Consider the following 11,219-nt stretch of genomic DNA (forward strand, 5'->3'; position numbering starts at 1 on the left):
GGGCGGGTGCAGAATTGGCTGGTTTTCCCGTCCCCTGAAAGAAGGGCGGGTGCAGAATTGGCTGGTTTTCCCGTCCCCTGAAAGAAGGGCGGGTGCAGGTAGTTGGCTGGTTTTCCCGTGGCGGATCTAGCACCCGCCCCTACTAGCACCCGCCCCTACAAAGCCTTCAGGGCGCTTATCGGTTAGGTTAGGAGAGATTTAAATTATGGCCTATGAATATTTGACTTCTGCGCGGTTTTACTTTGAATTTGGCAATAATACTCGTTTGCTAATTTCCAAAGTGAGTGGGATTTCTATTAGTATTGACCCAGCCGCAGAGGGGCAGTCGATCGGTTCGGGAAAAAACGTGAAAAGTGAAACTCAAATTACGCCCGCATCCGTAACCTTTGAAAATATGACTCTGGAGTTTGTGACTACCGCTGAAAATGATGCCCTGGTAAAATGGTATCTCGACTGTCATCCCCCGGCGATGATTGGTGGTAAAACTGACGCGATCGCCAAGGTGAGTGATGCTTCCTTGGTACTTTACAAACAGGATGGCTCCGAGGGGGCTCGTTGGAATTTGAGGGACTGTCTCCCCGCCAAGTATACGACCACCCAAGCTAGTTCAGATGCAACAGATCTGTTTAAGGAAACCATTGAAATCAGCCATTCGGGGTTGCAGAAAGTCCCAACTTTAGGAACAACTATTTAGTTGTGGTATCAGCTATGATTGGTGATTTAATCAACCAAAAACGTGATCTCTATGAAGTTCTGACCGCCTGCCGTTTTTATGTGGCTTTGCATTTAGACGGCGGCCGGGATGATGTGGATGGCTACTTTATGGAGTGCCGAGGGTTCAAATATTCCCAGACCGTCATTACCCACCATGAGGTATTCCCGAAAAGGTGGGGAAAGGCGACTCGAGGTCAGGTGATTTGCACTAAACTTCCGGGTAACGAAAATGTTGATAATTTTTCTCTGCGTCGGGGACTAACGGCTTCAACTACACTGTGGGATTGGATCGCCAACGTCCATGATGGCGGTTGGTCATCTAAGTTTAAAAATGGTTTTTTGACCATTTACCGTCAGGATAGTTCCGAAGGGGCGCGGTTTGCTTTTAGCCGAGGCTGGCCGGTTAGTTATAGCATCACCGATAATATGGCATCGGGAAGCGATTTGGCGCTTGAGGAGTTGGAAATTGCTTGTGAAGGGTTTGAACGAGTCTTGTAGGTGGCGATTAAACCATGCAAACGGAGTTTGAGTTTACCTTACCCAAAGGCTATTTAGATCCCGATGGCAACTTGCACCAGCGGGGGGTGATGCGGCTGTCGCGGGCGATCGATGAGATTGTCCCCCTCCGCGATCCTCGCGTACAGATGAATCCCGCCTATGCAACTGTGATTATCCTGGCCAGGGTGATTACTGAACTGGGTAGTTTGGAGGAAGTGTCGCCGGCGGTCATTGAAAATATGTTTGCCGTAGACTTAGCCTATCTCCAGGACTTCTACCGCGAAATTAACGGCTTGGTCAAGTCCGAGTCGGATTGAAAATCAAAAGTCGAACCTAAGAAACCGGGTTTCTATCTGATGTCGGATGGGAATTCCAGACCCTCTTAGAAACAGGGTTTCTCAAACTCCCTACTCCCTACTCCCCCATCTAATGTCACCCGAAAACTTACCTTTGAGACAATTTCCCTTTACCCTCCCCGTCGGATTGTTTGACGAGGAGGGAACTTGGCATCGAGAGGGAATCATGCGATCGCTGACAGGGTGGGATGAACTGTTCCGGGAAAGGGATCTGCGGGTTTTGGACAATCCCGCCTACGGGATTTTAGTCATGCTGTCCCGGGCAATTGTCCGCTTGGGGGAGATTTCTCCAGTCACGCCAGATGTATTGGAGGGATTGTTTTTACCAGATCTCGACTATTTACAGGCGGTATATAATCAGATCAATCCACCAGAAGCAAGGATTTCTCGGACGGGGGAGTGGCGGGCTACCCCCTAGAGGATTTGTATCGGGAGGTAGCCTTTATTGCTTTTTATTTCCACTGGTCTCGGGCTGATATTCTGAATCTCGAACATGGAGAACGACAACACTGGATCGGGGAAATTGCCGATTTGGTTCGGGGAGAATTGGGAGAATAATTCCGTTTCCCCGTGCAAATACGCGGTTCGCTCATTACTATGGTTAGGAGGCTATCCTGATGAAAATACAACGCCGTAAAAAACGCCAAAACGAAAGTCCAGCAGCCCCTGTGCAGGCACAATTTCAGTCCCGGCCGTTTCAGGATGCCAACTTTGCCCCCCCGGACAAACAAGCCGCCCCGCCGGAACGCGAATTTCAGGGGGAAGCGTCCGGGTTCAATTTGGGCAGCATTCCCCTTTTTAGCAATGGTAATAGTACGCCAACCCAGCCCATCCAGCGCAGGGAAGAAGACGTGCAGATGCAGGCAGAATCGAAATCGCCCCTGCACGGGAGATTTCAGACTTTAGCCCAAAGAGATAGCCCGAAAAATTCGACACCACAGCAGCCGATTCAAGCTAAACTGACTGTGGGTGCGGTGGGGGATAAATACGAACAGGAAGCGGACAGGGTGGCGGATGTAGTTGTCGATCGCATCCAATCTCCCCCCAGCAGCCCGGAAGTTCAGAAACAGGAAGAAGAAACACTGCAACAAAAACCCCAGTTATCGACTCCGCCGACGATTTCTCAGTTGCAGAAAAAAGAAGAGTTATCAAATACCCTACAGCGAGAGTCGGAGGAAGAGGAATTTGATGATGATAATGATGATGTACAGATGAAGCCTCAGACCGCCGAAGCCGGGGGAGAAGTGTCTGCCGATTTCGAGTCGTCCCTTCGGCGAGAAAAGGGCGGCGGACAACCGTTGAATGAGAACTTGCAGTCCCAAATGGGGCGGGCAATGGGGGCAGATTTTGGCGGGGTGCGGATTCATCAGAATTCCCCAGCCAATCAACTGAATCAGTCCATCCAAGCCAAGGCTTTTACGACGGGCAAAGACATCTTTTTTAAACAGGGAGAGTATCAGCCGGAGAGTCGGGGCGGACAAAAGCTCATCGCCCACGAGTTGACCCATGTGGTGCAGCAAGGTGGTGTCAATAATAGTGGTTCTGTTCAGCGTTTTAACAGTAGTAAAGAAGAACGAAAGCATCTCCAGATTCTTTTGTCTGAACAAAAGGCGAAAGGCAGAGATAAAATGACCCAAGAGTTTAAGGATTTCTCGGCTAATCTCAAGTTGCCTGCTACCTCAAAAAATATGGACAGATGGGGAGGAGAAAGACCGAGAAGTAATGCGATTAATGATAATAATACCGGGAACAAACCTGTAGATAAACTGGATAATTGGGTGAATAGCGATACTGCAGATGTGACGGGTAATACAGCCAGTGTGATTGAGGGGTTAACAAGCATTACTGGGGAAATAGCTACTAAAGGTTTGGGAAATTCGGGGGATACGGAAACTGGGATTTTTCAGAAATATTTTGAAAAAGCTGGTGCCAATATGTCGGATGCTGATCAAAATGTACTGAGCGGACGCAGTGATATGGCGGGGGCTGTAGCGGGTGGTGTTGGCAATATATTGGGGGGCTTCCAAGCTTTGAATGATTTAAGACAGGCTGAGGACAATTATGATCGCAGTAAAGCAGTATTACAAGGAGGATCAAGTCTCGCGGGTTTAGCATCAAATGTGGCTAAATTTGGGGGTGGTTATCTGACTCAGAAAGATGGTGGTGCTGCTAACTTAGATCCAAGTTGGATTTCCAAGGATCTTAATACCAGTGATAGTTGGAAGTTTGTTGGCGATGGGATTGGTGCGGTTTCTGGTGGTTTGGGTTTTGGGGCTCAGGCGGTAGGGGGAGTTAAAGACTTTAAGAGTTGGCTAAACGAGAGGAAGAAAGGTATCTACGGCGATACTAAATCGGGGGGTAAAGGTAGCGGTGCCTATTTACGTTCGCTGGGAAGGGGGGTTAAAAGTGCTGCTAATTTGGGTCAAGCCGGGGTGACAACGACCTTGGGGGTTGGTAAATTGATTGCCCAATTTGGGGCTGAGGGAGGCAAAATTGGTGCTGATGCCCTCAAGTTGGGTTCCCAAGGAGCGATCGCACCCTTAGCTAATTTGGCGGCTGCATCAGGGGGTTTGGGAATTGCTACGGGGGCGATGGATCTTGCCAGTGGCGGTTTCAAGGCGTTTAAAGCTACGGAGCGTAAGGGTTTAATTAAAGGCTTACAACAGGGAAATAAACAGTTTAGTAGTGTGAGTGAGTCGGAGCGTAATGCTGCTCTGGAACATCTCAAGGAAATTCAGACCAAAAAGCAAAAACGCGGCGGCTTAGGGATGGCTGAAGGTGCGCTGGCGGTGACGGCAGGGGCTTTGGCTTTAACTGGAGCCGGGGCGGTAGTTGGTGCGGGTCTGGCGGCGATCGGTGGTATCGCGAAGTTGGGACGCTTTGCATTCAACAAAATTAAACAGAATCGCCGAGATAAGGCGGATCGAAAAGATAAGCAATGGCAAGCTGATATGGAGACGGCGGGGCTGAGTGAAGAACAAATCAATAATGTATTTTTAGCCCGACAAGAACGGGAAGATCAACAATATGAGCAAGCTAAAAGTAAAGGAGGTTTCTCCAAATTTAAGGCTTGGTTTAAGAAGAAAATGAAAGCGGATAAAACCAAGAGTACGGATGCTAAAGACCAGCGTTACGAAACCACGGCTAAAACCTTAATCAAAATGAATGATGCTGAACCAGGTATCATGCTGAAGTTAGTGAATTTACCTGAAAAACAAATGGAGGGAATGAGCGGGGAAGAGAAACTGGAGTTAGTCAAAAAAGCTCTGAAAAAACGCTAGTTAAATTTGAGGAAGTTACATGAATTTACAGAGTATTCAGTCGATTATAGATGGTGAGAATTTCACGACTTCTTGGGAACCAGCGACACCAGAACATCCAATGGATAGGCTCTTGGTTTTGCTGAGTGAAGAGAAACAACTTCTGGCGGAGTTGCTATTTATTCCGGTAGAGGAAGAGGTGGAGAATGTGCATTTGCTGCAATTTTATGTAGGTCTACCAGGAGGGGTGGTAGCGGAGGCGATGTCTGAACTCAGAGCATTTATTTTGAGGCTAAATACTACTATGCCTATTGGTAGTTTTGGGATTCAAGAACAGCAGGAATTGCTCTATTTTCGCTATGTTTTAGTGATACCTCAAGAAGAAAAACCCAGTGCGGAAATCGCGATTATACAATCTATGTGGCTGGTGTTTTATTTGGTGGAGTCCTTTGCTGACACAATTCAGGCAGTGGCGAAGGGAGAAAGATTACCGTCGGAAGTTTAAGGGAAATTTTAGTTTTGAGGAGCGATCGCACCCCGGTTAATCCACCTATTTGGTGGTAGAATTGTCGTGGGAGTGTGATCGATGCCAAATTAGGGGGGGATCCTGATGAAAATACAACGCCGGAAAAAACGCCAAAACGAAAGCCCAGCAGCCCCTGTGCAGGCACAATTTCAGTCCCGGCCGTTTCAGGATGCCAACTTTGCCCCCCCGGACAAACAAGCCGCCCCGCCGGAACGCGAATTTCAGGGGGAAGCGTCCGGGTTCAATTTGGGCAGCATTCCCCTTTTTAGCAATGGTAATAGTACGCCAACCCAGCCCATCCAGCGCAGGGAAGAAGACGTGCAGATGCAGGCAGAATCGAAATCGCCCCTGCACGGGAGATTTCAGACTTTAGCCCAAAGAGATAGCCCGAAAAATTCGACACCACAGCAGCCGATTCAAGCTAAACTGACTGTGGGTGCGGTGGGGGATAAATACGAACAGGAAGCGGACAGGGTGGCGGATGTAGTTGTCGATCGCATCCAATCTCCCCCCAGCAGCCCGGAAGTTCAGAAACAGGAAGAAGAAACACTGCAACAAAAACCCCAGTTATCGACTCCGCCGACGATTTCTCAGTTGCAGAAAAAAGAAGAGTTATCAAATACCCTACAGCGAGAGTCGGAGGAAGAGGAATTTGATGATGATAATGATGATGTACAGATGAAGCCTCAGACCGCCGAAGCCGGGGGAGAAGTGTCTGCCGATTTCGAGTCGTCCCTTCGGCGAGAAAAGGGCGGCGGACAACCGTTGAATGAGAACTTGCAGTCCCAAATGGGGCGGGCAATGGGGGCAGATTTTGGCGGGGTGCGGATTCATCAGAATTCCCCAGCCAATCAACTGAATCAGTCCATCCAAGCCAAGGCTTTTACGACGGGCAAAGACATCTTTTTTAAACAGGGAGAGTATCAGCCGGAGAGTCGGGGCGGACAAAAGCTCATCGCCCACGAGTTGACCCATGTGGTGCAGCAGGGTGGGAGTCAAATTCATTCGAAAAAAGACGACAATTCAACCGTCGCTACTGGGGGCTTACTCACGCTACAAAGGAAAACATATACAGTAAAAGATAAAGCTCATGCCAGAGATGAAAATGATAAGAGTAAAGAAAAATATAATCCTGGGGATTTGGTCGAAATTAGTGATGATGAAACTCAGCACAAGATCGATCCGGCTGGCAACAATAGATGGTATCGAATTAAAGATAGTCAACCTCCTCGTTATATTCGGGCAACTCGATTGCAGTTGTATGGAACTTATATCTCCGACAAGAAACGTGTCAATAGCAATGATAAGGCTTTAGAATCACAAAAAGATAATATCGAAAAAATAAACGAATTGACAAAAATTGAAAAGCGAGACTATAAAAACAAAAAAGGTGAAACAGAATCGAAGAAAATGAATCTTGCCGAGCAAATCGACTTGGGCAAAGGTTTTCTGACAGATGATATCGTTAAAGTGATCCAAGAGTTGAGTCAAATTCCCAAAGGAAAAACCTACTTATCTCAAAATGGTTTTCTTACCCAGGAAGAGTTAGAAAAGGTGGCGGAAGAAAAACGAGTGATCGGAGATTGGGAAAGATATGAAGAACATGACTTTAGCCGACTGACTGCGGGAATTGCCCCTGATGTTCGTGGAGAGGCAGTATTGAGTCCAATTCACCGTATGCAAATTGCGACATATCAGCGAGATTTAGGAATTAAGGATGAAAAATTTCGTCAAACCCCCGGATATTTGCGTTATGAAGCGAAGAATATGAAGAAAGCTAAAGAAGAGTACGAAGAAGCTGCCAAAACCGATCCCAATAGTGAAGATAGCAAGAAGAAAAAGGAAAACTATGAAGCCGTGAAGAAAGGGATCTATGATAAAGATACTGAAATGTGGGAAAAGGCTCTAAATAATGATTTAACAACTATACCAAAGTCAAATCAAGAGATCGCCAAAAAATATCAGGAACAAACGGATTCAGCCATTGCCATTCTGAAACGAGTTTTTATTGTTCTTCAGCATGGATTGATGTATCGTGATGACCAAGACACACCCAAGTTTGAGGAATGGCAAGAGAACGTTGCAGTGGCACTCTCCCACGGCGGTCGCGTCATGATCAATTTGCCCCCTCTTCAAGGCCAAGACAAAGAGCATGACTTTATTTATTGGCTGCTGGGTGGTTCATCAGCCGATGTCAAAACATATAAACCGACATCACGTAAGGATGCGAACAAATCCAGTGACTATTACAAAGCAAAGGTCGATACTCGAATTGCTTCTAGTCACGACGTAGAGGTTACTCAAAATTCATTGAAGGAGGTCAAGAGTAACACTTTTGATATCAAGGGTGCAGTCCCTGGAGCCACGAGTACCATCAAACATTATGGAATGGATATACCGTTGGGTGGACTGGGCAATGAAGATATGGCGGGTGATGTCATACTACCAGATGGCCGACACGGTCATATGTACATCTACTACAGACCTCCAAGCAAGGAAAAACCTGGCAGCGTACTAGTTGGTGCTGAAACCTCCAGAATGGCTCATACAGATGTGTTTGGTATGTATCACGATAAGAGGGGCGCTCCGGCTGAGGTGTCTCCTACCGGGACCAGTAAAGCCGGAAGGATCGGTGCGGAATTTGGCGGTCGGGTCGTTGACTATACGACCCTAAGTGAGGATGGGAAGAGTCTAACAGTTAAAGATACCGATTGGTTAAAACAGCTTAAGACAGCGGAAGAAAATGTGCAGAAAGGTGTCATTACATCTAAAGAGTTGTTGGGAGAAAAATTAAAGGAAGAACGCAGAAAGTTATTATTTGAAAATCCGATGCCAGAACCACAAAATTCACAAAAAGAAGACGGCTAATAAAAATCGAGTATTTCAATGTAAATTGAATGAAATCAAGTCTATATTTGTACTTGATGCAATTGTCAAATGAGGAGCGATGCTGAAACGTTTCATCTCAATTCGATATGTCCTGCCCCTGTCGATCGCTCTCCCGTTGTTACTCGCCACAGGACTAACCACCCTGCTGGCATTTCTCAGCGGCCGCCACGCGATCGATGTCCTGAGTTGAGAATTGAGCAATAAAGCTATGCTGTCAATCGAAAAACACATCGCCGCCGCCCTAGAAGTTCCCCAACTGATAAACCGCTACAATGCGATCGCGGCGGGTCAAGGATTTCTCGATCCCAATAATTTCGAGGTCTTGCAATCCTACTTCTGGGATCAAACCAAAACTCGTCAGTCCGGCCTCGACATTTATTTTGGGTCAGAAAATGGCAATTTTCTGGAAGTGAAACGCTTCCCGGATGGTCGGACTTCCCTATTGTTGCGCGATCGCACCACCGCCCCCCGTTTGGAAGAGTACAGCCTCGACAGCCGGGGACGCAAGGGGGAGAAAAGAGTGACAGAACAACAGTACGATCCCCGCATCCGCCCTTGGTATACTAAAGCCCGGGAAGTCGGCGATCTGACCTGGAGTCCCATTTATATTTTTGCTACTTACAGACAGTTAGGGATTACCTCAACCGTACCCCTTTATAACGCTCAAGGTGATTTCATCGGCGCTTTTGGTATCGATTACCGGCTGAGTGAAATTAGTGATTTTCTTGCCGGTTTGGAAATCAGCCCCCGAGGGGTGGTATTTATTATCGAGCCTTCCGGCGACTTGGTTGCTAGTTCAACAGCCCAAGAGCCATTTCTGGAAATCGACGAAAAACAGGAACGATTACCCGCCATTCAAAGTCAGGAACCCGTGATTCAATTCACCATGAAATACCTGTTGAAGAACAGCGACAACCTAGCTGATATTCAGGAAAAAACGGGCTTCAGCTACAGATTGCAGGGTCAACGGCAACTGGTACAGGTGGCTCCCTTGCAGGAAAATTTGGGTTTAAACTGGCTAATTGTGGTGGTGATTCCCGATCGCGATTTTACCGAACTGGTTTATGGGAACATTCGTTTTATTCTGGCGATCGGAATCATCGTAACAGGTGTTGCGACGGTCTTGGGAGTGGTGGCATCGCAGTGGATTGTGGGGCCGGTGGGGGAATTACACCGGGCGGCGAAGGCTTTAAAAACCGATGATTTTGATGCGCTCAGTTTACAAGAAATAGCATCCCGACCCGATGAAATTGGCGAATTTAGCCAGACATTTTTGGAAATGGTTGAAAGCATCGATACCCGCCAACAAAGCTTGGGGGAAAAACTCGAAGAACTCAGCCGAAAAAATGAGGAGTCGCGGCGAACCGCTTCTCAGGGTCGGGGATTCAATCTTGAGTACTTATAAAACTTAATCGCACGCTCCCAACAGGTGCGACAGAAGCGCTCCCATGATTAGTTCTCCGAGTCTGGATTAGCCCGAACCATCACGTCGATACTGTTGGAACTGATCGGCCGCACTTTCGTGGTGATGTCGAGTTCCGGCAGTTGGGAGGCGTTGGGTTTCTGGGATTTCTTCGTGTCCGCCGGTTTGCGGGATTGACCTTTGGCAGATCCGATTTGCGATCGCGTGGTTTTCGCGGATTTTCCGGTGATAAAAATGCCCCAGGAGAAGGGCAAAAAGAAAAACCGATGTATGCAAGGGATTGAAGCAAGTGGACGAAGCAAGCGGCGGTGTCTCTGTCTCACGGAGGCAGGGTGAATATTGTTTTACCGCTAGGTTAAAAGGAGCCGTTTTGATTGGAGGTGAAACCTCTGAGATGGGTAAACGAGATGTTTTTGGAAAGCTACATAATGCCTCCGGTACGAGTGCAGAATTTTCCCCAACTGGGACGGGTAAAGCGGCGAGAATAGGGAGTGAAATTGGTGGGATGAGAGTCGATCTATCAGGATTTGAGTCTCAAGCTGATATTGTTGGTATGTTTGAAACAGCGATCGCAAGAGGTGTAGAACCTGGACAACTTGTTGACGAGTCCAAGCCAGAAGTTCGCGAGGCTTTGTTTGATATCAGAAAAAGATCATCCGCGATAAGGGAGAATTAGAGCAGTGTTCCCGAAAACCCATAAATTTAAGGTAGTCGTGGGATGGCGAGGGTATAAATGATTTTAGGCTTCCTGTACCAAAACAAAAGGTTGGATAATTAGGGCATTAAATCGTTTAGTCTGATCGCCATTCCAATCGGAGATTTGCTGGGGAGAGGGTTTATAAATCTGTTGTTCACTGATCCAGCGCTGAACGTCAGTCACATGATCCTCGCTAATAGCGACACCGACATCTAATAAATCTAATTGGCGATCGACTACGACGACTGCATCCCTTTGTACATGGGGAATTAACCATTCCCACTCGGCTTGATCAATGTTAGAGGCTAATTGTGCTTTTAATTCTTCCATGATTTGATTAATTGTTGTACTGCCAAAACTGCTCTATAAAACTTAAACAAAACCGGACATAGCCGGCTCTTGATGTTTATTTCTTGCTTCGTCCGGGACTGTCGGCAGCACCCCGTCCACAAGTGTAATCGTCTGAACCAGGCGATTTTTCTAAATTTCTACTGGCGTTCAAATCTCTATCAATCTTCAGGCCACAGTTTGGACATTCAAAAGTCCGACGGACTAGGGGCATTTTTTGACGATAACCGCAATTAGAACAAAGTTGACTGGATGGATAAAATCTATCGGCAATAATCAACTTTGAACCATAACGTTCTGCCTTGTAACCGAGTTGACGACGGAACTCATAAAATGAAGCATCAGCGATAGAACCCGCCAAACCATGATTTTTCAGCATACCTGACACATTCAAATCTTCAATGACGACTTGGCTGTGGTTCTTAGCCAAGAAAGTAGTTATTTTATGAATGGTGTCCCGCCGAATGTTTGCTACTCTTTGATGTAGCTTTTGAACTTTTAAGAGACT

At 47.1% G+C, this 11,219-nt stretch carries 13 protein-coding genes; 11 read left to right on the top strand and 2 right to left on the bottom strand.

Annotation, left to right across the window (positions count from 1 at the left end; genetic code table 11):
- Nucleotides 1–205: 205 nt before the first annotated feature.
- From P5683_RS13155 to P5683_RS13205, 11 genes are all read left to right on the top strand, one after another.
- Entirely contained in the window at nucleotides 206–694 is a 489-nt protein-coding gene (locus tag P5683_RS13155) for a phage tail protein (RefSeq protein ID WP_006622183.1), read from the top strand.
- A 2-nt stretch (nucleotides 695–696) separates the two neighbouring features.
- Nucleotides 697–1,212 carry a phage tail protein gene (locus P5683_RS13160; protein ID WP_231296450.1) on the top strand — a complete coding sequence of 172 codons (516 nt, stop codon included), beginning with the start codon at nucleotides 697–699 and terminating at the stop codon, nucleotides 1,210–1,212.
- Nucleotides 1,213–1,226: 14 nt separating this feature from the next.
- Entirely contained in the window at nucleotides 1,227–1,529 is a 303-nt protein-coding gene (locus P5683_RS13165) for a hypothetical protein (RefSeq protein ID WP_006622181.1), read from the top strand.
- Nucleotides 1,530–1,641: 112 nt separating this feature from the next.
- Entirely contained in the window at nucleotides 1,642–1,986 is a 345-nt protein-coding gene (locus P5683_RS13170) for a hypothetical protein (RefSeq protein WP_318285978.1), read from the top strand.
- Nucleotides 1,968–2,126 carry a DUF6760 family protein gene (locus P5683_RS13175; RefSeq protein ID WP_006622179.1) on the top strand — a complete coding sequence of 53 codons (159 nt, stop codon included), beginning with the start codon at nucleotides 1,968–1,970 and terminating at the stop codon, nucleotides 2,124–2,126. The genes P5683_RS13170 and P5683_RS13175 overlap by 19 nt, the downstream gene beginning before the upstream one ends.
- 59 nt (nucleotides 2,127–2,185) lie before the next feature.
- On the top strand, nucleotides 2,186–4,849 hold the full coding sequence (locus P5683_RS13180) for a DUF4157 domain-containing protein (protein ID WP_006622178.1): 2,664 nt from the start codon (nucleotides 2,186–2,188) through the stop codon (nucleotides 4,847–4,849).
- Nucleotides 4,850–4,868: 19 nt separating this feature from the next.
- The gene (locus P5683_RS13185) at nucleotides 4,869–5,333 is read left to right on the top strand and encodes a YbjN domain-containing protein (protein ID WP_006622177.1); all 465 of its coding nucleotides are present in this window, start codon (nucleotides 4,869–4,871) and stop codon (nucleotides 5,331–5,333) included.
- Between the two features lie 105 nt (nucleotides 5,334–5,438).
- Nucleotides 5,439–8,222 carry a DUF4157 domain-containing protein gene (locus tag P5683_RS13190; RefSeq protein ID WP_315641886.1) on the top strand — a complete coding sequence of 928 codons (2,784 nt, stop codon included), beginning with the start codon at nucleotides 5,439–5,441 and terminating at the stop codon, nucleotides 8,220–8,222.
- Between the two features lie 79 nt (nucleotides 8,223–8,301).
- Nucleotides 8,302–8,433 carry a hypothetical protein gene (locus P5683_RS13195; protein ID WP_281061135.1) on the top strand — a complete coding sequence of 44 codons (132 nt, stop codon included), beginning with the start codon at nucleotides 8,302–8,304 and terminating at the stop codon, nucleotides 8,431–8,433.
- A gap of 18 nt (nucleotides 8,434–8,451) precedes the next feature.
- The gene (locus tag P5683_RS13200) at nucleotides 8,452–9,648 is read left to right on the top strand and encodes a cache domain-containing protein (RefSeq protein ID WP_315640132.1); all 1,197 of its coding nucleotides are present in this window, start codon (nucleotides 8,452–8,454) and stop codon (nucleotides 9,646–9,648) included.
- Nucleotides 9,649–9,955: 307 nt separating this feature from the next.
- Complete coding sequence (locus P5683_RS13205) at nucleotides 9,956–10,342, top strand: hypothetical protein (protein WP_006622173.1); 387 nt, start codon at nucleotides 9,956–9,958, stop codon at nucleotides 10,340–10,342.
- 63 nt (nucleotides 10,343–10,405) lie between these two features.
- On the opposite strand, the gene P5683_RS13210 is transcribed toward P5683_RS13205, so the two are convergent.
- Both P5683_RS13210 and P5683_RS13215 read right to left on the bottom strand, forming a co-directional pair.
- Complete coding sequence (locus P5683_RS13210) at nucleotides 10,406–10,693, bottom strand: DUF2288 domain-containing protein (RefSeq protein WP_006622172.1); 288 nt, start codon at nucleotides 10,691–10,693, stop codon at nucleotides 10,406–10,408.
- Nucleotides 10,694–10,769: 76 nt separating this feature from the next.
- Nucleotides 10,770–11,219 (bottom strand): RNA-guided endonuclease TnpB family protein (locus P5683_RS13215; RefSeq protein WP_315645862.1); only part of this gene is annotated, 450 nt, incomplete at its 5' end.

Origin of the sequence: Limnospira sp. PMC 1279.21 (assembly GCF_032349615.1) — a bacterium.
GTDB lineage: Bacteria > Cyanobacteriota > Cyanobacteriia > Cyanobacteriales > Microcoleaceae > Limnospira > Limnospira fusiformis.

What these genes read in the sequence shown, in the direction of transcription:
- P5683_RS13155 (WP_006622183.1), top strand. Translation starts at nt 206, where the DNA reads ATGGCCTATGAATATTTGACTTCTGCGCGGTTTTACTTTGAATTTGGC.
- P5683_RS13185 (WP_006622177.1), top strand. Translation starts at nt 4,869, where the DNA reads ATGAATTTACAGAGTATTCAGTCGATTATAGATGGTGAGAATTTCACG.
- P5683_RS13190 (WP_315641886.1), top strand. Translation starts at nt 5,439, where the DNA reads ATGAAAATACAACGCCGGAAAAAACGCCAAAACGAAAGCCCAGCAGCC.
- P5683_RS13180 (WP_006622178.1), top strand. Translation starts at nt 2,186, where the DNA reads ATGAAAATACAACGCCGTAAAAAACGCCAAAACGAAAGTCCAGCAGCC.
- P5683_RS13200 (WP_315640132.1), top strand. Translation starts at nt 8,452, where the DNA reads ATGCTGTCAATCGAAAAACACATCGCCGCCGCCCTAGAAGTTCCCCAA.
- P5683_RS13165 (WP_006622181.1), top strand. Translation starts at nt 1,227, where the DNA reads ATGCAAACGGAGTTTGAGTTTACCTTACCCAAAGGCTATTTAGATCCC.
- P5683_RS13170 (WP_318285978.1), top strand. Translation starts at nt 1,642, where the DNA reads ATGTCACCCGAAAACTTACCTTTGAGACAATTTCCCTTTACCCTCCCC.
- P5683_RS13195 (WP_281061135.1), top strand. Translation starts at nt 8,302, where the DNA reads ATGCTGAAACGTTTCATCTCAATTCGATATGTCCTGCCCCTGTCGATC.
- P5683_RS13210 (WP_006622172.1), bottom strand. Translation starts at nt 10,693, where the DNA reads ATGGAAGAATTAAAAGCACAATTAGCCTCTAACATTGATCAAGCCGAG.